The 26,393-nt window shown below is 62.2% G+C and carries 26 protein-coding genes, 1 tRNA gene and 1 pseudogene; 20 read left to right on the top strand and 8 right to left on the bottom strand.

Translation table 11 applies throughout. From position 1 onward, the window contains the following. Nucleotide 1: 1 nt before the first annotated feature. From nadD to AC4D2M_RS13155, 8 genes are all read left to right on the top strand, one after another. Nucleotides 2-646: a nicotinate-nucleotide adenylyltransferase gene (nadD, locus tag AC4D2M_RS13190; RefSeq protein WP_490892479.1), complete on the top strand. Its 645-nt coding sequence runs from the start codon at nt 2-4 to the stop codon at nt 644-646. A 99-nt stretch (nt 647-745) separates the two neighbouring features. After that, nucleotides 746-1,708: a hypothetical protein gene (locus AC4D2M_RS13185; protein WP_490892347.1), complete on the top strand. Its 963-nt coding sequence runs from the start codon at nt 746-748 to the stop codon at nt 1,706-1,708. A 25-nt stretch (nt 1,709-1,733) separates the two neighbouring features. After that, entirely contained in the window at nt 1,734-2,171 is a 438-nt protein-coding gene (rsfS, locus tag AC4D2M_RS13180) for a ribosome silencing factor (RefSeq protein WP_490892346.1), read from the top strand. Beyond that, entirely contained in the window at nt 2,168-2,869 is a 702-nt protein-coding gene (locus AC4D2M_RS13175) for a histidine phosphatase family protein (RefSeq protein WP_490892345.1), read from the top strand. The genes rsfS and AC4D2M_RS13175 overlap by 4 nt, the downstream gene beginning before the upstream one ends. A 91-nt stretch (nt 2,870-2,960) precedes the next feature. Then, nucleotides 2,961-3,036 (top strand) — tRNA-Ala (locus AC4D2M_RS13170). 177 nt (nt 3,037-3,213) lie between these two features. After that, nucleotides 3,214-3,645, top strand: coding sequence for a hypothetical protein (locus AC4D2M_RS13165; protein WP_490892344.1), 432 nt, complete (start codon nt 3,214-3,216; stop codon nt 3,643-3,645). Nucleotides 3,646-3,673: 28 nt separating this feature from the next. After that, nucleotides 3,674-3,958 carry a hypothetical protein gene (locus AC4D2M_RS13160; protein WP_490892343.1) on the top strand — a complete coding sequence of 95 codons (285 nt, stop codon included), beginning with the start codon at nt 3,674-3,676 and terminating at the stop codon, nt 3,956-3,958. A gap of 115 nt (nt 3,959-4,073) precedes the next feature. Then, nucleotides 4,074-5,276, top strand: a complete 1,203-nt coding sequence (locus AC4D2M_RS13155) for a MalY/PatB family protein (RefSeq protein ID WP_490892342.1) — start codon at nt 4,074-4,076, stop codon at nt 5,274-5,276. Here the strand turns inward: AC4D2M_RS13155 and AC4D2M_RS13150 are convergent. Beyond that, the gene (locus tag AC4D2M_RS13150) at nt 5,273-6,202 is read right to left on the bottom strand and encodes a 5'-3' exonuclease (RefSeq protein WP_490892341.1); all 930 of its coding nucleotides are present in this window, start codon (nt 6,200-6,202) and stop codon (nt 5,273-5,275) included. The two genes, AC4D2M_RS13155 and AC4D2M_RS13150, sit on opposite strands and share 4 nt — an antisense overlap. 171 nt (nt 6,203-6,373) lie before the next feature. On the opposite strand from AC4D2M_RS13150, the gene AC4D2M_RS13145 reads away from it, so the two are divergent. Continuing rightward, complete coding sequence (locus AC4D2M_RS13145) at nt 6,374-6,535, top strand: hypothetical protein (protein ID WP_490892340.1); 162 nt, start codon at nt 6,374-6,376, stop codon at nt 6,533-6,535. Between the two features lie 81 nt (nt 6,536-6,616). Then, a complete protein-coding gene (locus tag AC4D2M_RS13140) occupies nt 6,617-7,825 on the top strand; it encodes an App1 family protein phosphatidate phosphatase (RefSeq protein ID WP_490892339.1) in 1,209 nt (402 codons plus the stop codon). Here AC4D2M_RS13140 and AC4D2M_RS13135 read toward each other — a convergent pair. After that, nucleotides 7,822-8,934, bottom strand: a complete 1,113-nt coding sequence (locus AC4D2M_RS13135) for an FUSC family protein (protein WP_490892338.1) — start codon at nt 8,932-8,934, stop codon at nt 7,822-7,824. The genes AC4D2M_RS13140 and AC4D2M_RS13135 overlap by 4 nt on opposite strands. Nucleotides 8,935-9,273: 339 nt before the next feature. On the opposite strand from AC4D2M_RS13135, the gene AC4D2M_RS13130 reads away from it, so the two are divergent. After that, nucleotides 9,274-10,218, top strand: coding sequence for a methylenetetrahydrofolate reductase (locus AC4D2M_RS13130; protein ID WP_490892337.1), 945 nt, complete (start codon nt 9,274-9,276; stop codon nt 10,216-10,218). Nucleotides 10,219-10,252: 34 nt separating this feature from the next. Continuing rightward, nucleotides 10,253-12,580 carry a 5-methyltetrahydropteroyltriglutamate--homocysteine S-methyltransferase gene (gene metE / locus AC4D2M_RS13125; protein ID WP_490892336.1) on the top strand — a complete coding sequence of 776 codons (2,328 nt, stop codon included), beginning with the start codon at nt 10,253-10,255 and terminating at the stop codon, nt 12,578-12,580. Nucleotides 12,581-12,660: 80 nt separating this feature from the next. On the opposite strand, the gene AC4D2M_RS13120 is transcribed toward metE, so the two are convergent. Then, a complete protein-coding gene (locus AC4D2M_RS13120; protein WP_490892335.1) occupies nt 12,661-13,596 on the bottom strand; it encodes a LysR family transcriptional regulator in 936 nt (311 codons plus the stop codon). Nucleotides 13,597-14,021: 425 nt separating this feature from the next. On the opposite strand from AC4D2M_RS13120, the gene nrdH reads away from it, so the two are divergent. The 6 genes from nrdH (at nt 14,022) to AC4D2M_RS13090 (ending at nt 20,341) form a co-directional block, all read left to right on the top strand. Then, nucleotides 14,022-14,267 carry a glutaredoxin-like protein NrdH gene (gene nrdH, locus AC4D2M_RS13115; protein ID WP_490892334.1) on the top strand — a complete coding sequence of 82 codons (246 nt, stop codon included), beginning with the start codon at nt 14,022-14,024 and terminating at the stop codon, nt 14,265-14,267. Nucleotides 14,268-14,313: 46 nt separating this feature from the next. Beyond that, nucleotides 14,314-14,772, top strand: coding sequence for a class Ib ribonucleoside-diphosphate reductase assembly flavoprotein NrdI (gene nrdI / locus AC4D2M_RS13110; protein ID WP_490892333.1), 459 nt, complete (start codon nt 14,314-14,316; stop codon nt 14,770-14,772). Continuing rightward, nucleotides 14,769-16,919, top strand: coding sequence for a class 1b ribonucleoside-diphosphate reductase subunit alpha (gene nrdE, locus AC4D2M_RS13105; RefSeq protein ID WP_490892332.1), 2,151 nt, complete (start codon nt 14,769-14,771; stop codon nt 16,917-16,919). The genes nrdI and nrdE overlap by 4 nt, the downstream gene beginning before the upstream one ends. 129 nt (nt 16,920-17,048) lie before the next feature. Next, entirely contained in the window at nt 17,049-18,023 is a 975-nt protein-coding gene (gene nrdF / locus AC4D2M_RS13100) for a class 1b ribonucleoside-diphosphate reductase subunit beta (protein ID WP_490892331.1), read from the top strand. Nucleotides 18,024-18,262: 239 nt separating this feature from the next. Then, nucleotides 18,263-18,616 (top strand): DUF2188 domain-containing protein, encoded by a 354-nt coding sequence (locus AC4D2M_RS13095; protein WP_490892330.1) that lies wholly within the window; start codon nt 18,263-18,265, stop codon nt 18,614-18,616. Nucleotides 18,617-19,129: 513 nt separating this feature from the next. Continuing rightward, nucleotides 19,130-20,341: an MFS transporter gene (locus tag AC4D2M_RS13090; RefSeq protein ID WP_490892329.1), complete on the top strand. Its 1,212-nt coding sequence runs from the start codon at nt 19,130-19,132 to the stop codon at nt 20,339-20,341. 68 nt (nt 20,342-20,409) lie between these two features. On the opposite strand, the gene AC4D2M_RS13085 is transcribed toward AC4D2M_RS13090, so the two are convergent. The 3 genes from AC4D2M_RS13085 to AC4D2M_RS13075 form a co-directional block, all read right to left on the bottom strand. Further along, entirely contained in the window at nt 20,410-21,018 is a 609-nt protein-coding gene (locus AC4D2M_RS13085) for a flavodoxin family protein (protein ID WP_490892328.1), read from the bottom strand. A gap of 252 nt (nt 21,019-21,270) precedes the next feature. After that, nucleotides 21,271-21,711, bottom strand: a complete 441-nt coding sequence (locus AC4D2M_RS13080) for an exonuclease/endonuclease/phosphatase family protein (protein WP_490892327.1) — start codon at nt 21,709-21,711, stop codon at nt 21,271-21,273. 9 nt (nt 21,712-21,720) lie between these two features. Then, nucleotides 21,721-22,017: a hypothetical protein gene (locus AC4D2M_RS13075; RefSeq protein ID WP_490892326.1), complete on the bottom strand. Its 297-nt coding sequence runs from the start codon at nt 22,015-22,017 to the stop codon at nt 21,721-21,723. Between the two features lie 669 nt (nt 22,018-22,686). On the opposite strand from AC4D2M_RS13075, the pseudogene AC4D2M_RS13070 reads away from it, so the two are divergent. Together AC4D2M_RS13070 and AC4D2M_RS13065 are read left to right on the top strand one after the other, a co-directional pair. After that, nucleotides 22,687-23,142: pseudogene (locus AC4D2M_RS13070) on the top strand (DDE-type integrase/transposase/recombinase); the annotation flags it as partial. A gap of 192 nt (nt 23,143-23,334) precedes the next feature. Then, nucleotides 23,335-24,345 carry a nitrilase-related carbon-nitrogen hydrolase gene (locus AC4D2M_RS13065; RefSeq protein ID WP_490892325.1) on the top strand — a complete coding sequence of 337 codons (1,011 nt, stop codon included), beginning with the start codon at nt 23,335-23,337 and terminating at the stop codon, nt 24,343-24,345. Between the two features lie 107 nt (nt 24,346-24,452). On the opposite strand, the gene nagA is transcribed toward AC4D2M_RS13065, so the two are convergent. Then, entirely contained in the window at nt 24,453-25,598 is a 1,146-nt protein-coding gene (gene nagA, locus AC4D2M_RS13060; RefSeq protein ID WP_490892324.1) for an N-acetylglucosamine-6-phosphate deacetylase, read from the bottom strand. Next, entirely contained in the window at nt 25,555-26,367 is an 813-nt protein-coding gene (gene nagB / locus AC4D2M_RS13055; protein ID WP_490892323.1) for a glucosamine-6-phosphate deaminase, read from the bottom strand. The genes nagA and nagB overlap by 44 nt, the downstream gene beginning before the upstream one ends. Nucleotides 26,368-26,393 lie beyond the last annotated feature (26 nt).

Here is a 26,393-nt window from a genome sequence, read left to right as displayed (position 1 = left end):
TTTGAGCTCCGGCGGCTCAGCCCGCTGGCGTCTGGGGGTGATGGGTGGAACTTTCGATCCGATCCACCACGGTCACCTCGTTGCGGCCAGTGAGGTAGCCGCGGCGTTCGATCTGGACGAAGTGGTGTTTGTCCCTACCGGCCAGCCGTGGCAGAAGAACGTCAAGGAAGTCAGCCCGGCTGAGCACCGCTACCTCATGACCGTGGTGGCCACGGCATCGAATCCGCGGTTCACGGTGAGCAGGGTGGATATCGACCGTCCGGGCCCGACTTACACGATCGACACCCTCCGCGACTTGCACGCAACCCGTCCGGAGGCGGAGCTGTTCTTCATCACCGGCGCGGACGCCATGGCGCAGATCCTGTCATGGAAGAACGTTGATGAGCTGTGGTCGCTTGCACATTTTGTCGGGGTCACGAGGCCGGGGCATGAACTGAGTACCCAGCGCAAGGACGTCAGCCTGATGGAGGTGCCGGCGATGGCGATCTCCTCGACGGACTGCCGGCGGCGGGTGTCCGATGATGAACCGGTCTGGTATCTCGTTCCGGATGGCGTTGTGCAGTACATCGCCAAGCATGGGCTCTACCGGAAGGGCAGGCCCAACACGGGAACGCCGGTCCAACCTGAAGTGTCCACAACAACATGACAACCACTGGGTGAAGAAGTAATGAGTAACGGTCACGAGTCCGCACAGAGCCGGAGGTCACTCCGGCACGCGCGCGCGACTTCTGGCGGGGATCATCAAATGCCGTCCCTTGAAGGGTCCGAGGCTTCCATGGGGTCCGGACACCAACCGCTTGCGAGACTCACCAAACCGGCAGTCGTCAGCCTTGAGCCTGCGCCGACCCGCGAGCGGCGCAGCCGGCGGGCAGCCGATGCACCGTTGGACGCGCCGTCGTCGGCTGCTTCAACGGAACGTGTGTCGCAGGTCCGTGCCCGCGACCGGGAGATGCTCCGCAACTATCGTGCGCTGGCGGACCAGCCGGCTGAGCTGCCCTCCAGCGTTCCAACTCGGCGGCAGCTTCGTCTTCAGCAGCAGGCCGCCCGGGAAAAGGCGCTGCAGAACGAAGGTGCAGTGACACCCGACCATGACAACCAGGCAGAGACTGCCCATCGAGGCGAGATGACGGTGGAGCAGGCGCTGGCAGCCCGTGAAGCAATCATCAACCAGGCGAAGAATCAGGTCGCGGTGATGGAAGCAGCCGCCAAGGAAGATCCCTTCTCGGTGGACCTGGATATCCTTGCCCAGCAGAAGGCGCTTGCCGAGCGGGCAGCCGTGCTCAATACACGTGCGCAGAAGATTCAGCAGCTCACGCAGGAGAACCGTCAGCGCAAGCCGCTACTCAATGACCCGACGACGGCGCACAACCTTTCGATCGTCTCACCGGTGGAGTTCATTCGCCCCCTGGAGGAGAGCCCGGACGCTGCGGCGCCGTCAACCTCCCATATTCCTGTCGTGACCAAGACGCCGCCCGCCTCGAGCAGCCCTTCGCAGGGTCCATCGGCGCCTGCAGTGGCACTCCAGCGGGCGGCGTCCGACGGCGTTACCCCCATCCGTGCGCGCAGCGCCCACGGACTGGATCCCCTTGACGCCATGACCGCGGGCCTGGCTCGCGTTCAGCGCACGCGGATAGTGCAGTATTCGGTAGTTGGTTTGGGCGCACTCGCGCTCATTACCGGAATCATGATGATTGTCGGCGGCGTTTAGCCGCTGACCACACCCTAGGAGATTAGTGAGCGCATCGGAATCGTCCATTGCGATTGCCCGCACCGCAGCACGTGCGGCAACGGACAAGATTGCACAGGACATCGTGGCCATGGATGTCAGTGAACGCCTCGCGATCACTGATGTCTTCCTCGTGGCCTCGGCCCCCAGCGAAAGGCAAGTCAACGCGATTGTCGACGGCATTGAGGAAGAACTCTCCAAGCAGGATCTGAAGCCCGTTCGGCGCGAGGGCCGGAGCGAAGGCCGTTGGGTGCTGCTTGACTACGCAGAGGTGGTCATACACGTCCAGCACCAGGAGGACCGCGTCTTCTACGCCCTGGAGCGGTTGTGGGGCGACTGCCCCAAGGTGGATCTCCAGTTGGAGGACGGCGCAAACCCTGCGGCCCCCGGCAATGGGTCTGCTGACGCGGCAGCTGCCGACACAGCGCCTGCCGACGCCGAGTGAGTCCACGCGCCGTCGACAGCGCGGCGGGTGACTCCGCGCCGGAGGGCCGCAGGATCGTATTCTGGCGGCACGGGCGGACCGAGTGGAATGCGCGCGGCCTGTTCCAGGGCCAGGAAGACATTGCCCTCGACGATCTCGGAAGGCAACAGGCCACGCAGGCTGCTTACGAGCTGAAGCACCTGTGGCCGTCGCTCATTGTCTCGTCGGACCTTGAGCGGGCGCGGGAAACCGCTGCCGCGCTGTGCGTAGCCACCGGGGTCACCCCCGGCACTGACGCGCGGTTCCGGGAGACCTACGCCGGCCGCTGGCAGGGTCTTGCCTTCGCCGAGATCGGCCGCAGGTTCCCGGAAGACCAGCAGGCCTGGCATGAGGGCGATCCTCGCGTCACCGCCGGCGGGGGAGAGAGCCGGCTTCAGGTGGGGGAGCGAATGAAAGCTGGAACGCTTGACGCGGTTGCCGAACTGCGGCCGGGCCAGACCCTCGTGGTGGTCAGCCATGGTGGAGCCATTCGAGCCGGGGTTGCCGCTCTGATGGGCATTCCGCCGGAGCTGTGGGGGTCACTGGCGGGTGTGGCGAACTGTCACTGGTCGGTGCTCGAAGAGCTGAATCCGTCCTCGTCGCCGGTGCCGCTGAGATGGCAATTAACCGAGCACAACGTCGGTTTGGCGTCCATGCCGTCCACCCCGTTGGAGGGCTGAAGCGGCCTAACCGCGCCGATTTTGCGGGGGCCGGAAAATTGTCTAAACTGGACGAGTTGCTTCGGCCGGTCAGGGCGGGGCAAGCGAGTTTGGGGCTGTGGCGCAGCTGGTAGCGCACCTGCATGGCATGCAGGGGGTCAGGGGTTCGAGTCCCCTCAGCTCCACCAAATAATCCGCTGGAACAAAGGGAAGCAGCCCGGTTTCAGCGGATTTTTTTCGCCCAGAAACACTGAGCTTGGGTAACAGTTGCACAACCAGGCGTTCTCAAAGTGCTTCGAGGGGTGACATAACGGCGTCGAGGCGTGCAGAGTGATAGGACGCGATGTTGTAGATGGGGGACTGCAATGACGAACACCACTTTGCTGCCTGCCCGGGGAGATGGCGCCAGCGCAGTCAGTCGCTGGATGCAGCAGGAAGCCGGAAGCCGGCCAGCGTTCAACTCTATTGACGAGGCGCACAACGCCGTTGACGCGGTGCTCGAGTGTGAGGACAACCCAGCGGGCGATCCAATCGTTCCCATGGGAGATGGCGTCCCTCTGACCTCTGAGCAAAGACTGTGCTCCGAAAACGTCCAGGTGGACCTCTACTCGGACGAGGAGTCGCTACAGCAGAGCTTCGACATCTGGGCCGACTCGCACCAGGGCGAAGTGCACCTCGTCCGCGGTCGTAACTGGTTGGTGGTCGACGTCACCGACGTCGCTAATGGTGAACCGACAACCTGGGACCTGGAGCATCTGGCCGAGGAACTCGACGGCCAGTATGCGGTGGTTGGATAAGGCGGGGGATCACATGGAAGCGTCGAGCATGTCCAGGAAGACAATGCGGGTTGGAATCGCGCTTGGGATGATAGCGGTGCTCCTAGTCGTCTTCAGCCGGCAAATCGTTGGGAACTTCGGCACCACGACGCTTGTCGACGGTACGATCCTGGCCGTCATGGTAACGATCATTCACCAATTCCTAATCGCCGCGTTCGTGGCGTTCTCCGCCGCGCTGGTGGCTGCATCGCTCGTTATGCGTCACACCGAGTCGATGATGGAAGAGATGGCGGGGGTTCGTGGTGCGACAACGAGCAGCCGGCCCGACGCCTAACTCCGCAGATGTCATGATGCTTTTCACAGCGGGGTTCGAGTCCACTCAGCTCCACCAAAATCTCAATATCAAGTGCCTCGCCTCACGGCGGGGCATTTTTGTTTAGATTGACCTCATGAACCCGCTCACCGAACTCACCCTGGAACAGCTGCAACAACGGACGAGCATCAAGTGGCGACAATACCCGGCCGATGTTCTCCCACTGTGGGTCGCTGAGATGGACGTTCCACTGGCACCACCCATCCATGCCACGTTGCAGCAGGCGATAGACCGTGGTGACACCGGCTACCCGGCGGGGGATGACTACACAGAGGCGTTCCGCGGCTTTGCGGCCGACCGTTGGGGCTGGGACGACGTCGGACTCCACCGGACGGCCCTCGTCCCCGACGTCATGATGGGCATTGTTGAGACGCTGCGGCTGATCACGAACCCGGGAGACGTGGTTGTGATTACTCCTCCCGTCTACGCACCGTTCTTCGCTTTCGTCACCCATGCCGACCGGACCATCTTCCAAGCGCCGCTTGGCGGCGATGACCGCCTGGACCTGGACGGCCTCGATCGCGCGTTCCAGCAGGCACGGGCCCGGTCGGAGCGCCCCGTGTTCCTGCTGAGCAACCCGCACAATCCCACCGGTGTGGTCCACACCCGGCAGGAGCTCGAAGAGCTCTCGGTCCTTGCCCGCCGTTACGGCGTACGGGTCATCTCGGATGAGATCCACGGGCCGCTCGTGCTCTCCGGCGCCCGCTTCACGCCCTACCTCAGCGTTGAGGGAAGCGATGACGCCTTTGCGCTGACTTCCGCCTCAAAGGCCTGGAACCTTGCAGGTCTGAAAGCGGCGCTCCTTGTCGCCGGACGGGCAGCGGCATCCGACCTCGCCCGGCTTCCGGAAGAAGTCAGTCACGGTCCAAGCCACCTCGGCGTCCTAGCACACGCGGCTGCCTTCCGGGAAGGAGGTTCCTGGCTTGACGCCCTGCTGGCCGGACTTGATGACAATCGCAATCTTCTCCACCGGTTGGTCGCCGAGCATCTCCCCGAGATATCGCTGCGGCGCCCGGAAGGGACATATCTGGCGTGGCTCGACTTCCGTGCGCTGAACCTGGACGAGCCCTCATCAAGCGGTGATCCCGACGTCGTTCCCGAGGTTGCCGGACCGGCACGGTTCTTCCTCGATCACGCCCGCGTCGCCCTGAGTTCGGGGCATGTGTTCGGACATGGGGGAGCGGGCCACGCGCGGATCAACTACGCCACCCATCCCGAGATCCTTATCGAAGCCATCCAGCGCATGGGCCGTGCGCTCAGGGAACGGAGATTGGGCTAACCCCGGGCGGCATACGCCTTGAGCACACGGTCCGCCGCGCCACCGAGGTTCCATTCGGTGGCCAGTTTCTTCAGTGTCTCCTCCTGCCCGGCATCAAGCGGCTGGATCCGTGAGTCGAAAGTACCGAGGTCCAGGTCCAGGACCACGCCCACGACCGTAGGGGCGACAGCCAGGTAATCGGCAGCAGCTGTCAGTTTCTGGCGTACCGACGCAGACATGGCGCTGGACGGATCCTTGCTTGCCTCGATGATCCCGTCAAGATCAATGAATTCCCTGAGCAGGCTGGCCGCTGTCTTGTCACCGATGCCGGAGACCCCGGGGAGTCCGTCGGAGGTGTCACCCCTCAGCGCGGCAAAGTCGGAGTACTGGCCGGGAAGTACACCGTACTTGCCTACCACCGTCACATCGGTCACCGCTTCTAGCTTGCTCATTCCCCTGGCGGTGTAGAGAACGCGAACGGCCGTGCCGTCGTCGACCAGCTGGAACAGATCCCGATCACCGGTCACGATATCCACTGGCGAGGTGGCCTGACTGGCAAGGCTGCCGATGACGTCATCCGCCTCGTGATCCGCCGCTCCAATGATCGGCAGGTTGAGCGCGGTAAGGACCTCGCGGATAAGGGGGAGTTGAGCAACCAGGCCCTCTGGCGTCTCCTCTACATCCGGGCCTCCCTGAACCTTCCTGGCCACCCGATGTTCCTTGTAGCTGGGGATGAGGTCTACCCGCCACGCGGGCCGCCAGTCATCGTCCCAACACGCCACGAGGTGCGTTGGCTCGTAGTCTGTCGCCAGGCGGGCGATCATGTCCAGCAACCCGCGGACGGCGTTGACCGGCATCCCACTGGGTGCTTTGAGGCTGTCGGGCAGCCCGTAGAAGGCACGGAAGTACAGGGACGGAGTATCCAGAAGCATCAGTCGTTCGGCCACCCTCCGATCTTTTCACGGGCGGAGCCCGGAAACGACGACGCCGGCACGAAACGAAGCGGCGATGTCACCTTCAGAAATAAATCCATTTGATCGACGAAAACCCTTGAAGCTTTGAGTAGACAGGTTCAGACTGGTCTCGGCAACCTGAAGACAAGCGAAATGTGGGGAATCATGAGTGGACAGATGCGGTGCCGCCAGTGCCGGAGAACCTGGATCGTCGAGACCAAGACCGCAGAAACAGTCACCTCCCGGAACCACACCTTCCTCCATCCCGGCCACAAGACGGTGACCGTGTGGAAACCTGCCGAGCAGCACGCCGAAGCCACGGCCTAGGCCTTTTGCGTTAGCTATTGATCGCGCGCCGGCATCCCACTGACCTGTGGCAACGCGGTTCGATCATGCAAGACTAAAGGCATGGCAACCGACCAGGCACCTTCCGAGCAGGCACCATCTGACGGAGCACCAGCCGAAGCACTCAGTGCACCTCCAGCTGACACGGCTCCGTCCGAGAACGTACAGTCCGCGCCTCCGCCGCTGCCGCCTCACCAGGATGAGATCCGGGAGCGAACGCATCTCGGCCTGAAGATCGGCGACACGTGGCACGCAGCGCAGACACGCATCGCACACCAGCGCGGCCGCGTCGAGACAATCATTCCTTACACCGGCTACGGAACCACCAAGTGGGTCCGGATCCTGGGACGGGTGGTTCTGTCCAACCCGCGGGACCTCAAGCCGCTCGAAGGCAAGGAGATGATGAAGCCCCTCAAGGAAGGGCTTCGTGGCTGGCGTAACTTCGTCAGTGCGCCGGTGCGCTACGCCGAGGTGACTTTGGAGTTCGACGGAACAAGCGCCGTCGTGCATGCGGACCGGGGCGGCGTGATCGACGTTCGTGTCGAAGCTTCGCTGGAGCCCGGTTGGCATACCGTCCGGATCAAGTCCGGGGACTCCGTGGTGGCGGATGCTCCCGTTAGGGTCGTCGAGGACACCGTAACCTTCGGAGTTGTGTCCGACATCGACGACACCGTGATGGTGACAGCACTGCCACGGCCCTTCCTCGCGGCCTGGAACACATTCGTCCTGGACGAGCATGCGCGCACGCCCACTCCCGGCATGTCGGTTCTCATGGAGAGAATTGTCCGGAAGCATCCTTCAGCGCCGGTGCTGTACCTGTCCACCGGCGCCTGGAATGTGGCACCTGCGCTGACCCGCTTCCTGTCGAGGAATCTCTACCCCGCCGGGCCCAAGCTGCTCACCGACTGGGGTCCAACCCGCGACCGCTGGTTCCGCAGCGGCCGGGAGCACAAGCGTTCCTCGCTGGAGCGGCTTGCCGAAGAATTCCCCTCCGTGAAGTGGCTGCTGATCGGCGACGACGGCCAGCATGACGAGGCAATCTATGCGGAGTTCGCACGGAACCATCCGGGAAACGTCCGGGCGATTGCCATCCGGCAGCTCTCCGCGAGCGAGGCAGTACTGGCCGGCGGTAGGTCCAAGGCCAATCCCTCCGGTTCCACACCCGGCATCCCGTGGATTTACGCGAGGGACGGTGCAGGCATGTCCGAGCAGTTGAGCGACATGGGAATCGTCGAAAGCGCCGTCCGGATTGACCCGGAGGACGAAGCCTAAACCAACCGGTCCTCGGGACTGTCGGCGGTGCCATCGTAGGTGGGTCCGGATTCAGAACGCACCGTCAGCAGGATCCGTCGCAGATCCATACCGAGCGCCGCCGTTGCCTGGACACGCCCTTCCGCTGCCTGCATGTTTATCTGCTGGAGGAGGTGTTCAACGGCCTCCTCAGCCTCTGTCATGGTGGAGCTTTCCGGATCCCACTCTTCGATGGCTGCGGCGGTGCGGGCGATCGCATCGCCGAGGGGCTGTACCAGGGCAGGGGGCAGGGGAGTGGACTCCGGGGTGTGCCAGATGACGCCGGCCAGCACCTCGGTCATGTCCTGAACGTAAAAGGCGATTCGCTCCATGGCCTGCAGCCAGTGATAGTCCGCAGCGAGGTCGCGCTTGTGGCGCCGCCGTCGTGGATTCCCACGCCTGCTGTTGTCCGCGAGCTGGACGGCGGACCGGACCTCTTGGCCGAGCCGGGACAGTTTGCTCTCGCGTTCCGCCCATTCCTCGTGTTCGGGCGGCCAGGACTCGTTGATTGCTTCGGCCATGTCGGAGAGCTGCTGGGCCAGCAGCGCACGAAAGTTCTGGAGACCGCGGACGGCGCCGTCGAGGTGCAGGGGCGGGAACACCAGCATGTTGACGAGAAGGCCGACGCTCACACCGACCAGCATCTGAATGAGATAGCTGAAGGAGTACTCCTGGGGGTCCTCGCCGCCTACCAACAGGACGAACAGCGAGGCGATCGGGATCCAGTCACGGCCCGCACCAAGTCTTGGCAGTCCGGCCGCAAGTACCCCGACGCCGACGACGATGGCTACGGACACTACGGAGACGTCACCGATGAGGATGATTGGAAACGCCAGTGCAAACCCCATCGCCAGGCCGATCAGGGTCTCGAATCCCTGACGGGCCGAGCCGGCCACCGTTGGGTACATGCAGGCCACCGCGCCGAGCGGGGCGTAGTACGGGTATTGGGCGGCGACTCCGGGCATCCGCAGCGCGATCCACCATGCGATGCCCGCGGCGAGGGCGGTCTTGATCGCCAGGAGCACCCTTTCATGGGTGAGCAACTGCCGGGCGCGGGTCCGTACCCCCGAGCCGGTAAGTGAACGTGGCATTTCATCAGTATGGCAACCGTTTATGAGAGTCTCGTGAGTGTACTCATGACGGGCGCGACGAAATGTTGCGTAGCCCCCTGCAACATTGTTGAAGGCCGGCTCGGCAGTGCCGTAACGTTCACGTCAAGTTACTTCCGTAACGGGTCAGCGACTCCCCTTTTGCGGGGAGTGTGGGTGCCCCCATGTGGGCCTGACATTTGTTTCGCAGGAGTTCCCTGCCACGCGGCCGCGTGGTGTTTGGGTCTTGTCCTGCTTCCTTTCCTTATTTCATGCTGGTTGTGCCTGCTTTTAAGTGTTGTTTCGAGCGGCAACCGGATGTCCTAACGACCGAGGATACGAATGTCACCTCTATCAAAGTCCGTCCATACCGTGGGTCCGCCGGCTTGCGAGCCGTACCCCGCCCTGTCCTATGAACTTTTCCCTCCCCGCAGCACCAGCGCAGCCGAAGCGCTCTGGCGCACAATCCGTGAACTTGAGCAGACCAGTCCCGATTATGTCTCGGTGACCTATGGCGCCTCCGGCTCCAACCGGGACACCGCCGTGGAACTGCTCTCCAGGCTTCTCGCCGAGACCTCACTGCGGCCTCTAGCCCACCTCACCTGTGTGGGAAACAGCCGCGAATACCTGACGGATCTCGTCGACGAGCTCATCACCCTCGGCGTCCGGGGCATTCTGGCACTCCGCGGGGACACCCCGAAAGATCCCACCGTAGGTCGGGGTGACCTGTCCTACGCCAGCGACCTGGTGAGCCTCATCCGTCAGGCCGAGCGCCGCAGGACGGCGCATCTATGCGCTGGCCGGCTTGCTGTGGGCGTCGCTGCATACGCCACCAGGCATCCGGAATCACCGAGCTTCGACCACGATATCGAGGCGCTGCTCGCCAAGCAGGCGGCAGGGGCTGATTTCGCAATCACACAGGTGTTTTTCCACTCCGACCACTTCAAGCGACTGGTGTCGGCCGCCCGTCGTGCCGGCGTCGAAATTCCCATCATCCCGGGCGTCATGCCCCTCACCAGTGTGCGACGGCTCAACCGCCTGAGCGAGCTTGCCGGCATCGAAATGGACTACCAGCTGCGTGACCGGCTGGCAGCCGCCGACGACGACGCCGCGCGCCGCCGCATCGGTGTCCAGGCCACGGTGGACCTCGCCAACGCAGCGCTCGACGCCGGAGCTCCGGGGATCCACCTGTACACCTTCAACGAGCACGCGGCAGCGCTTGACGTGCTCGAAAACCTTCAGCTTCGCCGACCCCCCGTTCCGGGTGGGCTCGGACGCACCGCTTAACGAACCTAACGACCGCTAGAAAAAGGACATTCTTATGACCACCGCATTCCCGAAAGCCACCATCGTCGGATACCCGCGCATCGGCCGTCGCCGCGAGCTGAAGAAGGCTGTCGAGGCCTACTGGGCCGGCCGCACTTCAGCCGCAGAGCTGGAGACCACCGCCGCCGAGCTGCGTGCCGCCTCCTATGCCCGCTTGAGCGAGCTCGGGCTGGAGGCAGGCAACTACTCCATCCCGGCGTCGTTCTCCCTTTACGACCAGGTGCTGGACACCGCCGTCACCTTCGGTGCCGTGTCGGACCGCTTCAAGGACCTGTACGACGGCGACGGCTCGCTGGGCCTGGACGCCTACTTCACGCTCGCCCGCGGTGACAAGGAGCGCCAGCCGCTCGAAATGACGAAGTGGTTTGACACGAACTACCACTACCTCGTGCCCGAGATCGGCCCCGAGACCGCCTTCTCACTCGCGAACGACTGGGTTCTGCGCGACGTCGCCGAAGCCGCCGAGGCCGGGTACACCGTGCGGCCGACCCTGATCGGTCCCGTCACCTTCCTGCTGCTCAGCAAGGCTGCCGACGAGGCGCCTGCCGGCTTCAACCCGCTCAGCCGCCTGGACGACCTGCTTCCGCTCTACGTCGAGCTGCTGGGCAAGCTGGCCGAGGCCGGCGTCGAGTGGGTTCAGCTTGAGGAGCCTGCCCTCGTTGCAGACCAGGTGCTTCCTGAGAGTGAGGTAGCGGCCGCCGTCGAGCGTGCCTACGCAGTCCTCGCCACGGAGGCGCAGAACCGCCCGGCGATCCTGGTCACCAGCCAGTACGGTTCGCTCGGTTCGCTGCTGCCGGTGCTCGCGGGGACCGCTATCGACGCCCTGCACATCGACGTCTTCAAGGGCGCCGTTCCTGCCGCAGAGGAGCTGTCAAACCTCGGATCAACCATCCTGGTCGCCGGCGTCGTGGACGGACACAACATCTGGAAGGCCGACCTCGGGGCCGCCGCCTACAAGTTGGCCGAACTGGAAGCTTCCGTGCCCGCGCTAGCCGTGTCCACCTCTACGTCCCTGCAGCACGTCCCGCACGACGTCGAGGACGAGCAGCAGCTCGACGCACAGCTGCGCAGTTGGCTGGCATTCGCAAACCAGAAGGTGACCGAGGTCGTCACGCTCGCGCGGGCGATCGGCAACTCGGGAGCCATCGACGCCGAAATCGCTGCAACCGATGAGGTGCTCGCGTCACGCGCCGGGGCAGCAGGTGTGAACCGCAGTGAGGTGCGTGACCGCGCCGCCGCGCTTTCGCCGTCGGACTTCTCCCGCGGTGACTTCGCTGCGCGTCTCGCCGCCCAGGAAGAGGCACTGAACCTGCCCGCGCTGCCGACCACCACCATCGGTTCCTTCCCGCAGACCGCCGAGGTGCGCTCGGCTCGCGCCCGTGCCAACAAGGGCGACCTGACCGCTGAGCAGTACGAGCAGCTCATGAAGGACGAGATCAAGCGCGTCATCGACCTCCAGGAGGAGCTGGGCTTCGATGTCCTAGTTCACGGTGAGCCGGAGCGCAATGACATGGTCCAGTACTTCGCTGAGAACCTGGACGGCTTCGACGTCACCGTTCACGGTTGGGTCCAGTCATACGGTTCGCGCTGCACCCGGCCGTCCATCCTGTGGGGTGACGTCAGCCGCCCGGCTCCGATCACCGTTCCGTGGACGGAATTCGCACAGACGCTCACCGACAAGCCGGTCAAGGGCATGCTGACCGGCCCCGTCACCATCCTCGCGTGGTCCTTCGTCCGTGACGACCTGCCGCTGGGCGACACCGCGAACCAGGTTGCCCTCGCCCTCCGCGACGAGGTCTCCGATCTGGAAGCCGCCGGCATCAAGATAATCCAGGTGGATGAGCCGGCGCTGCGTGAACTCCTGCCGCTGCGCAAGGAGGATCAGGCCGAGTACCTCGAATGGTCGGTCAACTCCTTCAAGCTTTCGACGTCGTCCGCGGCTCCCGAGACGCAGATCCACACCCACCTGTGCTACTCGGAGTTCGGCGCGATCATCGATGCCATCGACGGGCTTGACGCCGATGTCACCTCGATTGAAGCGGCCCGTTCACGCATGGAGGTTGTGCACGACCTCGAGGAGCACGGCTTCAAGCGCGGCGTCGGTCCGGGCGTCTACGACATCCACTCGCCGCGCATTCCCGGCCAGGAAGAGGTCGTCGAACTGCTCGAGAAGGCTGTCCAGCATGTGCCGGCACGCCAGCTCTGGGTGAACCCGGACTGCGGCCTGAAGACCCGCGGCTACGCCGAGACCGAGGAGTCGCTGCGGAACCTGGTCAACGCCACGGTGGCTGTCCGCTCCCAGCTGGAGGCTTCGGTCTCCTAGCAACTACCTCGCTGGAAGAAGCACCTGAAGCGCGGGCCGGTTTCCGGTCCGCGCTTCTGCATTATCTGATGCGCTGGAGATTACGCCGGACGGCTGCTCGTCCGCGGGGCGATCTGCCGGTCCTTCAGGACATCGGTGAGCTGGTCCATGAAGAGGCGCACCTCGGTGGTCTGCTTTCCCGCAATCTGCAGGGCGAAGATGCTGCGCGCGAGGCGGATCTCGGGAACGTCCAGCGCAACGATGCCCTCCGGTGAGCTCAGCATGGCAAGCTCGGGCACTAGCGCAGCGCCCATGCCGGCCGCCGCCATGGCCAGGCTGGCGTTGAAATCGTCGCAGTACGCCGCGATATGCGGATGCAGGTTGCAGCTGGCAAACAATCTCTCGATGACCGTTGCATCTGAGGTGCCGGGGTGGTGCATGATCCAGGGCATATCCGCCAGCTGCTCGGCCGAGACCGTGGAATCCTCTGCGATTCCCCATGCCGCCGGCAGCACCACGCGAAAATTGTCATCGCCGATCCACTGCCGGCTTACCGACGAGGGCCAGGCCAGCCCGCCCTGCCCCACCTGGAACACCAGGGCGAGATCGAGTTCCCCACCGGTGCGCAGCCCATGAATGGTCTGCGCCGGCTCGCCGACAAAGACCTTCAGGTTGATGCCGAGCTGTTTCCACTGCGGCGTGCCAATGAGGCGGGGGAGAGCGAAAGTGGCGAGGCTCGGGAAAATACCCAACCGCAATTCCTGCGTCGCTGCCGCTCCGGCCTTGGCCGTTGACGCCATGAGAGTGTCGATATCCGTCAGCACCTTCGAAGCGTGGCGTGACATTACGACGGCGGCCTCCGTAGGAATCGCACTCCGCGCGGACCGCGTGAAGAGAGTGACGCCGGTGTCCCGTTCGAGGGCCGACATCTGCTGCGAAACCGCTGATGCTGTGTACCCGAGCCGGGTGGCGGCGGACGCAAAGGATCCGTGCCGAATGACCTCAAGCAGGGTCCGCAGATGAACGGGATTGACCACGTCGACATCCTCTCACGCCTCATTTCGGCTTCGACCTGCCACATTGCGTGCCGGACCGTTTCCGTGTGGTTAGATCCTGCCCGATGGGTACAGCGACACGCCGAGCAGACACGACACGCACTCGATTTTCCTGTGTGGACAGCGCTCCACAGGCTGTGGACCGGGGTGCCTGAAACCGCGGGTTTGAGCGGTTTCCGATGCCTCGTGCATGTGGATTCCCTGTGGACGAATCGACCAGCAAATGACATACTTGTAATACATCATCTTGGGGTCGGCGCCGCCACGTTGCACTAGATGTAGTATCTAGATATCGAATCACCTGCTGGCGAGGCAGTCTCCGCATCGACCGTTTGACGGTCGGAAGAGCGGTATGAAGCTCACCAACATTAGCCGAATAACAGCACTTCACAAGGGGAGTCAGGGACATGACCGTCACGGTTTACACCAAGCCAGCATGCGTACAGTGCAACGCCACCTACCGGGCCCTGGACAAGAAGGGCATCGCCTACCAGAGCGTCGATATTTCACAGGATCCTGCGGCGCTGGAGCGGGTTCGTTCGCTCGGCTACATGCAGGCGCCCGTCGTCATCACCGACCAGGATCACTGGTCCGGATTCCGTCCTGACAAGATCAACGAACTCGCCCAGGGGTCGGTCAGTTCCGTAGCCTAGTTCGGGCTGCACCTTTCACCCATTCGCGAGGGCGGATGTAGTCGGCATGACAATACCAACCATCAGCCGAAGTGCCCGCGGAAGGGCAGTTGGGGAGCCGTTGGAGACTGACGCGTCGCTTATCTACTTTTCGTCGGCGTCGGACAATACTCACCGGTTCGTCAGCAAACTGCCCGTCCGTTCCGCGCGTATTCCGCTCCTCACCAAGGAAGACACGCTGCACACGCTGAGGCCGTTCGTGCTGATTCTGCCCACCTATGGCGGAATCAGCGGCCAGGGAGCAGTACCCAGGCAGGTGATCAAGTTCCTCAACGTCGCGGACAACCGCCGCCTGCTTCGGGGAGTGATCGGCGCCGGCAACACAAACTTCGGAGACACCTACTGCCTTGCTGCGGATATCGTCGCAGCAAAGTGCGGTGTTCCCGTTCTGTATAGATTTGAACTTATGGGCACGTCCGAGGACGTTGACCGGGTAACCCAAGGATTGGAAGAGTTTTGGACATGACAGTCGCTGAAACAGAAGCACCCGCACTTCCCGAGCGTTTCAAGGGCCTGGGCTATCACGAGCTCAACGCCATGCTCAATCTGTACGGCCCGAACGGCGAGATCCAGTTCGAGGCCGACCGGGAAGCCGCGCACCAGTACTTCCTGCAGCACGTCAACAACAACACCGTCTTCTTCCATGACCTTGAGGAAAAGCTCGACTACCTCGTGAAGAACGAGTACTACGAGCGGGAAACCCTCGACCAGTACACGATGAACTTCATCCGTGACCTGTACAAGCGTGCCTACGGGAAGAAATTCCGGTTCGAAACCTTCCTCGGCGCGTTCAAGTTCTACACCTCGTACACGCTCAAGACATTCGACGGCAAGCGCTACCTGGAGCGTTACGAGGACCGCGTCTGCATGGTTGCCATGCACCTCGCACGGGGCAATGAGGAACTAGCCACCCGCATGGTGGACGAGATCATCGAGGGCCGGTTCCAGCCGGCAACCCCAACCTTCCTTAATGCCGGCAAGAGGCAGCGCGGCGAGCTGGTTTCCTGCTTCCTGCTGCGTATCGAAGACAACATGGAGTCCATCGGGCGCTCCATCAACTCGGCGCTCCAGCTGTCCAAGCGCGGCGGCGGCGTGGCGTTCGCGTTGACCAACATCCGCGAGGTCGGCGCGCCGATCAAGCAGATCGAGAACCAGTCCTCCGGTGTCATCCCCGTGATGAAGCTTCTCGAAGACAGCTTCTCCTACGCCAACCAGCTCGGTGCCCGCCAGGGCGCCGGTGCCGTGTACCTCCACGCGCACCACCCGGACATCAACCGCTTCCTCGACACGAAGCGTGAAAACGCCGACGAGAAGATCCGCATCAAGACCCTCTCACTGGGCGTCGTCGTCCCGGACATCACCTTCGAGCTGGCGAAGAAGGACGAGGACATGTACCTCTTCTCGCCCTACGACGTTGAGCGCGTCTACGGTATGCCGTTCTCGGATGTCTCGGTCACCGAGAAGTACTACGAGATGGTTGATGACTCACGGATCAAGAAGACCAAGATCAAGGCCCGCGAGTTCTTCCAGACGCTCGCCGAGATCCAGTTCGAGTCGGGCTACCCGTACATCATGTTCGAAGACACCGTGAACCGGGCCAACCCGATTGACGGCAAGATCATCATGTCCAACCTGTGCTCGGAGATCCTGCAGGTTTCGCAGCCCACCACGTACAACGATGACCTCTCCTACGCCGACACCGGCAAGGACATCTCGTGCAACCTGGGCTCGCTGAACATCGCGAAAACCATGGACTCGCCTGATTTCGGCAACACGATCGAGACCGCCATCCGTGCGCTCTCGGCCGTCTCGGACATGTCCAACATCACCTCGGTGCCATCGATCGCCAAGGGAAATGACTCCTCACACGCCATCGGGCTCGGCCAGATGAACCTTCACGGTTACCTGGCCCGGGAACGGGTGCACTACGGCTCCGAGGAGGGTTTGGACTTCACCAACATTTACTTCTACTCGGTGGTCTACCACGCCGTGCGGGCTTCCAACCTGCTGGCGAAGGAGACCGGGCAGACCTTCGGCGGTTTTGAGAAGTCGAAGTACGCGTCCGGAGAGTTCTTCGACAAGTACACCGATCAGGAGTGGGTCCCGCAGACCGAGCGGGTGAAGGAACTGTTTACCAAGGTGCACATTCCCACCCAGGATGATTGGCGTGAGCTCAAGGCCTCTGTCATGGAGCACGGCATTTACAACCAGAACCTGCAGGCCGTGCCCCCGACCGGTTCGATCAGCTACATCAACAACTCGACCTCGTCCATCCACCCGGTGGCAGCGAAGATCGAGATCCGCAAGGAAGGCAAGTTGGGACGCGTGTACTACCCGGCGCCGTACCTGACGAACGACAACCTGGAGTACTACCAGGACGCGTATGAGATCGGCTTCGAGAAGGTCATCGACACCTACGCCGCTGCCACCCAGCACGTGGACCAGGGCCTTTCGCTGACGCTGTTCTTCAAGGACACTGCCACCACACGCGACATCAACCGTGCGCAGATTTACGCCTGGCGCAAGGGCATCAAGACGCTTTACTACATCCGGCTCCGCCAGCTTGCGCTGGAGGGCACTGAGGTGGAGGGTTGCGTCAGCTGCATGCTGTAACGCGGTAGTAAGCCAACGACGACGTCGGCGGGCCGGCGTTCAAAAGCCGGCTCGCCGTCGTCGTACATTAGTTAATGGAATTCACCGCCCTTGAAAGGGCAGTTCGAACGAACGGGACAAGGGGTCACAATGACCGAGAAGGTTAAGTTGCTGTCGCACGTTGAGGCGATCAACTGGAACCGTATTCAGGACGACAAGGATGTCGAGGTCTGGAACCGTCTGGTCAATAACTTCTGGCTGCCTGAAAAGGTGCCGCTGTCCAACGACGTCCAGTCCTGGAACACGCTGACGCCAGTAGAGCAGCAGCTCACCATGCGCGTGTTCACCGGCCTGACACTCCTGGACACCATCCAGGGCACCGTTGGCGCCGTCTCGCTGATCCCCGATGCGATCACCCCGCACGAAGAAGCCGTGTACACGAACATCGCGTTCATGGAATCGGTGCATGCCAAGAGCTACTCCTCCATCTTTTCCACGCTGGCCTCCACCAAGGAGATTGACGAGGCATTCCGGTGGTCTACGGAGAACGTGAACCTTCAGAAGAAGGCCCACATCGTCATGGATTACTACCAGGGCGATGATCCGCTAAAGCGGAAGGTGGCCTCCACGCTGCTGGAGAGCTTCTTGTTCTACTCCGGCTTCTACCTGCCCATGTACTGGTCCTCGCGTGCCAAGCTGACGAACACGGCGGATCTGATCCGGTTGATCATCCGCGATGAGGCAGTTCACGGGTACTACATCGGGTACAAATTCCAGAAGGGCCTGGAGAAGGTTTCCGAGGAGAAACGCCAGGAAATCAAGGATTACACTTTCGAACTGCTCTTTGAGCTGTATGAAAACGAAGTTCAGTACACGCATGACCTGTACGACGGCGTTGGCCTGGCCGAGGACGTCAAGAAGTTCCTGCACTACAACGCCAACAAGGCGTTGATGAACCTGGGCTACGAGGCGATGTTCCCGTCGTCGGTCACGGACGTGAACCCGGCGATCCTGTCGGCGCTGTCACCGAACGCGGATGAGAACCACGACTTCTTCTCGGGGTCGGGATCGTCGTATGTCATCGGCAAGGCAGTCAACACTGAAGACGAGGATTGGGACTTCTAGTTCCTTGTGAGATCGGAGGCTAGTTGGCGATTGGTGCGCTAGTTGGCGAAACGGGACTGAAACTTTGGCGAAAACTGGCCTTGTGGCGGTTACCAACATCTGAATACCCTGGTGAGATCTTGGCAGCGCAGTCCGTGAGCTATCGCGACCTCTCCAAGAGTATTGCGTGGTGATGGTGAGGCGCCGGAAGTGTGAGATCCTGACCCATCTGAGCAAAATCTCCTTACCTCAGCAAAATCATGTACCTAACTGAGCATTGCTCAGATATGTCGGTAATCAGAAACCATCCCATCCCGTCATGGCTCGATGGGAGAACGTTTTTCGTTCCTTTGTTCCACCTCAAGAACCAGGAGTTGAATGACATGGCCGACTATAGCGTGACCAAAAGTGATGGCGGAATGTGGCAGGCAAAGCGCGATGGGACTTCAAGGGCCTCGCCTGTTCACTCGACACAGGCTGGCGCCGCGAAGGCGGCCAAAAGCTACTCGGGTAACAACGGGGGTGGTGAGGTAAGGATCAGTGGAACCGACGGGAAAATCCGAGCCAAGGACACTGAGAAGCCCGGCAAAGATCCCCGAAATATCAGAGGCTAACCCCGGGTGGCGCCTACTTTGGGACGTTGCGGCACTGCGGGTTATCGTCGGCAGGGCTGACTGTTGGCCCCTAGGCTCCTGCTCCTGTGGGGACGCGATGGTGTAGGAGCTTTCAAACGCTTACGTCAGCGCTGGTAGTCGAATAGGCGCTACCATCTGCGATTCATCCGTCTGTGCTTGCCCTATTGCGAGTCGGTGTGGAGGTTGAATCAGTGATTCACGTCGGCGCAACCGATCTTCTTCAACGGGGAAGATTGCTCCCCCGCCGAGTTTCACCAGTTTCACCGCGTGTGATTGGGCAGCAGGCTGCTGCACAATCGGCTGTCGGCCCCTGCGGTGAACGCCCTCATGCGTGGCAGGTTGCGATACAATGTTCGGTCAGGTCGGGCGACGCTGCCGTCAGGGTATCGCCGAGTTTCCATACCCCCTATTGGAGCCTTGACGCTGCTGCTGCGGGCGGATCTCATGTGGTTCGATCGTCATCAATAATGTTCGTACTAACGATGGGCTGTGATGGCATCGCGGCAATGGTGGCGGGTAGCTTTGGCGATGTTTGCGGTGGGGTGGGGTGCAAATCAATTTGCACCCCTCCTTCTGGTCTACCAGAAATACATTCCCGCGACAGAGGTGGCAGCATCCTTCGGCGCGTACGCTCTCGGGCTCATCCCTGCATTTCTAGTCGCCGCACGACTCTCGGACAGATATGGCCGTCGCCGCGTCATGCGCCCTGTGCTGGTTCTCTCGGTCGTTGCCACTGTCGTCCTGCTGCTCGGAGCCCATGAGACCTGGTTGCTCCTGGCCGGCCGGATACTTGCCGGGGTCGCCTCCGGTGCCGCTTTCGGACCCGGCACCGCCTGGATCAAGGAACTCTCCACTGAGGCCCCCGCCGGCAGCGGTGCCCGACGAGCGGCGGTTTCGCTTTCCGCAGGGTTCGCCGCCGGTCCATTCACCGCCGGAATCCTCGCGCAATGGCTCCCATATCCGCTAGTCCTGCCCTACATCGTCCACATCCTCCTAATGCTTGGCATCTCCCCACTCGTATGGTTCGCAACGGAAACCGTGAGAGAACAACCTCAGACGGCACGGGTTCAACCCGAACTGCGTAGGACGATCACGTCCTCAACATTCCTACGCAAGGTATTGCCAAATGCACCATGGGTGTTCGGCGCCGCAACGACGACCGTCGCTGTTTTACCGGGTTTAGTTGACGTGGGTCAGTTCAACATCGCTGTCAGCGGAGCTTCAGCAGGGCTCACCCTCGGAACCGGAGCCCTCGTGCAACCCCTCGCGCGACGACTCGAACAGCGTCGGGCCGGGCTCACGCTCCATGTGGGAAATGGGTGCTTGATTGCTGGGCTGCTGCTGGCCTCGGTTACGGCGGCAACCGCAGAACCTTTCCTGCTCATCCCATGCGCCATCATCCTCGGTAGCGCTTATGGGATGCTCCTCATCGCCGGACTGGCAATGAGCGAAGACCTCGCCGCACCGAAGGATCTCGCTACCGTAACGGCGTGGTTCTACTGCCTAACCTACATAGGGTTCGCTTTCCCCTTTGTCGTCGCTGCACTCAGTGAACATGCCTTGCCGCCGCAATGGACTCTCCTCGGCGCAGCAACCCTCGCACTTCTCACATGGCTGGGAAGCTCAACCACCATACGGCCCCGTCAACGAGGTCCCGGTCCTGATCCTCGTCTGGACTCTTACCGCCGGGGTGTTCTTGACTAGATTTTCATGCATTGACCGTTAAGGCTGCGCTAAGGGCTGGATGGTGTGCGCCCTTCGCCTCCGTGGTGCTATTTAACGGGGTATTGATCGGCGCGGAGTGCGCGGGCGAGGTGCGCTGCGTTTCGGGCGAGGCCCGCATTGGTGGAGGCGACGGGATCCGGAACCTGGTCGAGGTCTTTGAAGTCCACGGTCTGCATGGCTTCGCCCACCCAGTAGGTGCCTCCCTGCGCCGGGAGGGTGAAGCCGACGTCGTTGAGGCCCTGCATCATGTCCGCGATGGTCTTGTGTGCGCCGTCTTCATTGCCCACAACGGCGACGGTCGCAACCTTCCCGTACATGATGGGCCGTCCCTGTTCATCAGTTTCGGACAGTTCCGCGTCGAGGCGTTCCATGACCTGCTGGGCGACGCTGCACGGGTGTCCCAACCAGATCGGGGTGGACAACACTAGGATGTCAGCGGCGAGGATCAGCTTTCTGATGGCTGGCCATTCGTCCCCGTCGCCCATGTCGGTGAGGACGCCTCGTCTGACGTTGTAGTCGACGACCCGGACCGAGGAAGTCTCAACGCCCTGTCCCTTGAGCTCATCAAGGATGTGCTGGGCCATCAGCTCGCTGCTGGACGGTTCGGGGGAGGGGGTGAGGGTGCAGGTAAGGGCAAGAGCGGTCAGATCAGTCACGGGAGTCCTTTCGGGAGGCAGGAGGTTGGGCCCTGCTCGTCGTCGTGCGCCTTATGCCCGTCTTGGGTCAGATGTCTTCCACGAACTAGTCCCGTTCATATCGCCGGTCAGCAAACCGGTCAGTCATGAATTTCCGGGACGCACCCTTTGGCAGCGGTTCACGCTTGTACGGTTGCCACGCTACCCAGAAAGCCAGCCCCTTTCTAGAGAAGACAGCACAGGGGTTATGAGTGGGGGGTTCGAGCCGAGATACTACACAGTGAATTCTGCCCAGAGGGGGTAGTGGTCGGAGATTCGCCAGGACACCTCGTTCTTCGTCAGGCCGGTGTAGACGTGGGGGAGGAAGTCGATGTGCCCGGCGCAGCCGGTGTAGGTGAGGGTTTGGAGCATGCTGGTTCCGTCGGGCTCAGAGAACCAGGCGATCTGGTCGTAGAAGTGCCGGGTCTTGTCGTTGTCGAAGATCGTGCGCGGTACCGTGTCGAGCTCCGTGGGCGCCCACAGTCCGGTGGACACGAACACCTCATACAACGGGTCCCCGATGCGGTCGAGGTTGAAGTCTCCCAGGACGAGCAGGGTCTCGTTCCAGTCATCAGGGCGTTCGGCCCAGTCCCGCATCCACTGGGCGAACGCTGTCAGTTCGGGCAGCCGGTCAGCGGCCCTGTCACCCCAGAGGACGCGCACACTGGTCAGCACGAACCCGGCCTAGCCGCGGGTGCACCCGGCCGCGTACGGGGTTCGGGCGAACTGTGCTACCGGGCCGTCGGTTCCCGGTGGCAGGACGATTTCGCCGACCAGGCCCGAGGGTTGGACCCGGGCCGTGTCGTACAGGTAGGACAGGCGTTCCCCGTTGCCGGCGGCGCCTTCGGTGACGTCGGAGGTGATGAACCGCCAGCCCGGGCCCAGCAGGCTCATCAGGTGGTGCAGGGCGGTGGTGTTGCGGCGGACCTCCTGCAATGCCAGCACATCGAACCGGGACGCTATCTCGGCGATGCACGCCATCGCATGGAGGTCCCTTTTCGGGGAATCCCGGGGCCCCGTCGCCCACTTCTCCGTCAGATCCCGAACGCCCGCACACTTCAGGTCCCGATCAGCAGGTTCGACGCTTTCTTGTCGGGCACAGTGTTATCCAGGGCCGCCGACAGCCGGGTGACGTCTCTGGCCACGGCAGCATGAGGATCGCTCGTCATGGGTTCCATCGAATCACACCAGCGCACCCTCCCAACGGTGCCAGCCGGAGCGGAGTGCCGGTGGGGTGCTCTACAAGCTCGTGCCTGTTGGTGGGTCGATATGGTCGAAGGTTGCCGAGAGTCCCTCGGCCGGGCAATGGGGGACGCTGAGTGGTTCTGGTTTGTTGCCACGGTCCCTCTAGTAGCAGCGGTCTCTTCCGGGTTGCTCGCCTTGGCGACCTACAGGGCCTCCTTGCGTGTGCGCGACAAGGAAGACAGAGACTAGGGCTTGCCGGCCGCCAGAAATTCGAGGATGTTCAGGGGATTGAGTGCCGCTGAGGAGCAACTTGATGGGCTGCAATCCAGATTCTCTGCGATCGATTGTTCGAGCTGCTGTCACCTGAGAGCAGGCACACGATGACGGCTGCATTAGAGCTCACCTCCAACTGTCCTCGGCAAATTGCTGAACCGGACGTACTGACCAACCTCGTTTCTGACGCCGTGCATACAGAAAGACGTGTACCCCGGCGGCATGCGCGATCACGTTGGACTTTGGCGAATTGGCGGCTATCCCATAGATGCGCCGATGAAGTCCTCACTGGTGGTGGCTGTTTTGGAGAACGCTGTGCGCTCACGCCGGCCGGCTGGGCCAGTGATGCACTCGGACCGCGGATCCCGAATTCGGACTCGTCGTTTCGTCGAATCACTTCGACAGCACGGGATCACAGGTTCAATGGGCAGGGTCGGCGCTTGAGCGGACAACGCCGCGACGAAATCGTTCTTCTCGCTTTGCAGAAGAACGTCCTAAGCCTTCAGCGACGCCACCAGACAGGGGCTCCGGCTGGCCACCACGACCTGGATCGAGCGGTCCTACCAGCGCTGGCGTCGGCAACCGCGGGGAAAACTTGCACCCATCGGATATGAAAGAATCAACCGGACCGCGCTCACAGCGGCCTAAGACTCCCGAGTCGACAAAAGTCCGGGCAGTCCTTGTACTGTTTCCCTCATCGGGGTTATTCCTGGCGTAAGCAATTCCGGGTGACCGAGCGGAAGCTTCCATGCCGCCACGGAGTTGGTGGATTCAATGCCTCGCCGCCTTGGCGTCGCAACATGGGAATGATCGAAATGACGGTTATCAGGGAGAGCACCTATGGATGATGCACGTTTAGCAAATACGCTACGAGTAGCAGTAGTCCAGTTCGAAGCTGTCCCTGATGATGTGGCAGCGAACTTGGATACAGTCCATAGCTTGTCGGCGAGAGCGGCTTCGGACGGCGCGCAGATGGTCGCATTCCCGGAGCTTTGCCTGCTGGGCTATTGGCACCTTACTCGCCAGCCCACGAATCGTCTGCGGGAACTGGCGCAGGGCCGGGATGGGATCGCCGTTACACAGGTGCAGCGGATGGCTGCCGAGTTGGACATGGGTATTGGCGTGGGGTTCCTCGAGGCGGAGGGGGATAGCCTTTTCAATTCCTACGCTGTGTGTATGCCCGATGGTACTTTGCATGTACACCGTAAGCTCCATGCTTTTGAGCATGAAGCAATATCGAGCGGAGACTCGTACACGGTCTTCGACACCCCTTGGGGGATCAGGATGGGGATTCTGATCTGTTGGGATAACAACCTCGTCGAGAATGTACGAGCCACCGCCCTGCTGGGGGCTACTGTTCTAGTCGCGCCTCATCAGACCGGCGGTACGAAATCCAGGAGTCCCCATGGGATGCGCCCGCTTCCCCGCTCTCTGTGGGATAACCGCCGTGAAGACCCGGACGCGCTCGAGGCTGCGGTCAATGGGCCCTCCGGACGTGAATGGCTAATGCGCTGGCTACCGTCCCGCGCCCATGACAATGGCATTTTCGTACTCTTCAGCAACGGTATCGGAATCGATGACGATGAAATACGTACCGGTAACGCGATGATTATTGACCCCTACGGTCGTGTCGTCGCTGAGACCCCCGTAGCGGACACTGCCGTCGTCGTGGCCGACCTTGACTTGGACTTGCTGCCTCTGGCAACCGGCCGAAGGTGGCTTCTTGGGCGGCGCCCGGAGTTGTACTCGGTCCTTACACAGCCCTCAGGTATGGAAAGGGATGCCCGTACGGCTCGTCACTCCGCGTCTCCCGTGCCGATGTCCTTTCGTGTGAAGAACCCGCGAGAATAACTGATCCATGGCGCGTGTTGACGCCGACTTCACCGCCCGACAGAGACTGCATGCTTGAATCCTCGGGCGCCACTGGGGTCGTGGGGTCGAAGAACGCGATCCGTAGGTTACTTCTGGTAGAGCCGAGTGCCTTCAGCGAACACTGAAACGACATTCCAAGCGTGGTCGAAGAGCACCAAGTCGGCGGTGAATCCGGCGCGGAGTAGTCCGAATGTCTCAGAAAGCCCCAGAACGCGCGCCGGGGAGAGGGTGAGGGCTTGGATGGCTGGTACAGCTGGGATTCCGGCATCAAGGGCGTGCCTTAACGCCACGTCGAGCGTCAGCGTTGATCCGGCGAGTGAGCCGTTACCCTGAAGCCGGGCAACACGGTTGTGCACGTCGACGGTCAGTCCTCCCAGCTGATATTGCCCGTCGGGCGCGCCGGCGGCGGCCATGGCGTCGGTAACCAGGACGACGCGGTGTGGAGCGAGAGTGAAGAGCATTGCTGCGATGGTTGGGTGGACGTGGTGTCCGTCGAGAATCACCTCGAGGTAGGCTCCGCCTGTTAATGCGGCGCCTACCGGGCCGGGGTCGCGGTGGTGCAGGCCTGGCATGCCGTTGAATGCGTGGGTCAGGAGCGTCGCGCCAGCGTGGATCGCGGAGCGGGACTGCTCGTATCCCGCCTCGGTGTGGCCAATCGCAACCGTGACGTCTGCGGTCGCGAAGCGGCTGATTGCCTGCAGGCCGCCGGCGCGCTCAGGGGCGAGGGTGATCTGCCGGAGAGTGCCGCGGGCGGCGTCGATCAGGCGGTCGACGCGGTAGGGGGAAGGATCGGTGAGGTGGTCCGCATTGTGTGCGCCGCGCTTGCCGAGTGACAGGAACGGCCCCTCGAGGTGGCTACCGAGCAGGAGGGGATTGGTCTCGGTGAGGTCGGCGATGCTGGATAGCGAGCGGGTCAGTTCTTCGAGGGGGTTGGACACGAGGCTCACCACAGCGCGGGTGGTTCCGTGAGGGTGGTGGGCTGCCAGCGAATGTGTGATGGCACCGGCTCCGTCCTCGTGACTGTATCCGCCGCCTCCGTGCATATGGAGGTCGATGAAGCCGGGGGTGAGGTAGTTCCCGGCGCCGTTGATTATGGTGCCTGCCCGGTGTTCCCGCCAGCTCGTTCCCGTGCCTGTGGCGGTGATGGTACTGCCGCTGGTCACTAGCCAGAAGTCGGGCGTTTCGCCATCAGCGTCGATCTTCGTGGTGCTGTGAATGGCGACAGTACTCATTTTCGCTTCCCTCTATTCTGTTCCTCTCGGTATCCAGATAATATTCGCGCAGTGCTAGATGCTGGGCTGCACCCTCATCCAGCACGACGGTCGCCCGTCGGTGCATCTGAAGCACCGACGCTGGACACATGCTGGAAACGGGTCCCTCGAGGGCTGCACGTACCGCCTCGGCCTTGGCTGGTCCTTGAGCGACGAGCAACACCTCGGCGGCGTCAAGGATCGTGCCGAGCCCTTGGGTGAGACATTGGCGGGGGACCTCGTTGGGAGTGGCGAAGAAGCGTGCATTGTCCCTGCGGGTGTCGGCGGTCAGTGTTTTCGGCCGCGTGCGGGAGGACAGGGAGGAGCTTGGCTCGTTGAAGCCGATGTGCCCATTTCGCCCAATTCCCAGCAGTTGCAGGTCAACGCCGCCAACAGCGGCCATAGCTGCCTCATAACGCTCACATTCAGAGTCAAGGTCGCCAGCACATCCGTCAGGAACATGGACATTGTCCGGGTCGAGGCGGAGTCTGTTGGTTACCTCCTGGTGGACCACCGAACGGTAGCTTTGCGGGCTCTCCGCTGGCAGGCCTACGTACTCGTCGAGCGCGAACGCGTTGAGTTGCGCGATGGCAGGAGTCCACTGCTCCGCCAGTGCGCGGTAGATAACCAGGGGAGAAGACCCTGTTGCGACGCCGAGGGTGTGGATCTTACCTTTGTGCACGCCATCGAGGATGATTCCGGCGCCGTAGGCGCCGATCTCCTTGGCACTGTCGAGGATGACTACACGCATGGCGAAATCCGATCTAAGTGAGGGGC

The sequence above is a fragment of the Arthrobacter sp. TJ-270 genome (assembly GCF_058269075.1).
The sequence above is the reverse complement of the archived record's forward strand: the minus strand, read 5'-3'. Positions and strand labels throughout refer to the sequence as shown.

What these genes read in the sequence shown, in the direction of transcription:
- AC4D2M_RS13185 (WP_490892347.1), top strand. Translation starts at nt 746, where the DNA reads ATGCCGTCCCTTGAAGGGTCCGAGGCTTCCATGGGGTCCGGACACCAA.
- AC4D2M_RS13165 (WP_490892344.1), top strand. Translation starts at nt 3,214, where the DNA reads ATGACGAACACCACTTTGCTGCCTGCCCGGGGAGATGGCGCCAGCGCA.
- AC4D2M_RS13160 (WP_490892343.1), top strand. Translation starts at nt 3,674, where the DNA reads ATGTCCAGGAAGACAATGCGGGTTGGAATCGCGCTTGGGATGATAGCG.
- AC4D2M_RS13155 (WP_490892342.1), top strand. Translation starts at nt 4,074, where the DNA reads ATGAACCCGCTCACCGAACTCACCCTGGAACAGCTGCAACAACGGACG.
- AC4D2M_RS13145 (WP_490892340.1), top strand. Translation starts at nt 6,374, where the DNA reads ATGAGTGGACAGATGCGGTGCCGCCAGTGCCGGAGAACCTGGATCGTC.
- AC4D2M_RS13140 (WP_490892339.1), top strand. Translation starts at nt 6,617, where the DNA reads ATGGCAACCGACCAGGCACCTTCCGAGCAGGCACCATCTGACGGAGCA.
- AC4D2M_RS13135 (WP_490892338.1), bottom strand. Translation starts at nt 8,934, where the DNA reads ATGCCACGTTCACTTACCGGCTCGGGGGTACGGACCCGCGCCCGGCAG.
- AC4D2M_RS13130 (WP_490892337.1), top strand. Translation starts at nt 9,274, where the DNA reads ATGTCACCTCTATCAAAGTCCGTCCATACCGTGGGTCCGCCGGCTTGC.
- metE (WP_490892336.1), top strand. Translation starts at nt 10,253, where the DNA reads ATGACCACCGCATTCCCGAAAGCCACCATCGTCGGATACCCGCGCATC.
- nrdH (WP_490892334.1), top strand. Translation starts at nt 14,022, where the DNA reads ATGACCGTCACGGTTTACACCAAGCCAGCATGCGTACAGTGCAACGCC.
- nrdI (WP_490892333.1), top strand. Translation starts at nt 14,314, where the DNA reads ATGACAATACCAACCATCAGCCGAAGTGCCCGCGGAAGGGCAGTTGGG.
- nrdE (WP_490892332.1), top strand. Translation starts at nt 14,769, where the DNA reads ATGACAGTCGCTGAAACAGAAGCACCCGCACTTCCCGAGCGTTTCAAG.
- nrdF (WP_490892331.1), top strand. Translation starts at nt 17,049, where the DNA reads ATGACCGAGAAGGTTAAGTTGCTGTCGCACGTTGAGGCGATCAACTGG.
- AC4D2M_RS13095 (WP_490892330.1), top strand. Translation starts at nt 18,263, where the DNA reads ATGTACCTAACTGAGCATTGCTCAGATATGTCGGTAATCAGAAACCAT.
- AC4D2M_RS13090 (WP_490892329.1), top strand. Translation starts at nt 19,130, where the DNA reads ATGGCATCGCGGCAATGGTGGCGGGTAGCTTTGGCGATGTTTGCGGTG.
- AC4D2M_RS13075 (WP_490892326.1), bottom strand. Translation starts at nt 22,017, where the DNA reads ATGGCGTGCATCGCCGAGATAGCGTCCCGGTTCGATGTGCTGGCATTG.
- AC4D2M_RS13065 (WP_490892325.1), top strand. Translation starts at nt 23,335, where the DNA reads ATGGATGATGCACGTTTAGCAAATACGCTACGAGTAGCAGTAGTCCAG.
- nagA (WP_490892324.1), bottom strand. Translation starts at nt 25,598, where the DNA reads ATGAGTACTGTCGCCATTCACAGCACCACGAAGATCGACGCTGATGGC.
- nagB (WP_490892323.1), bottom strand. Translation starts at nt 26,367, where the DNA reads ATGCGTGTAGTCATCCTCGACAGTGCCAAGGAGATCGGCGCCTACGGC.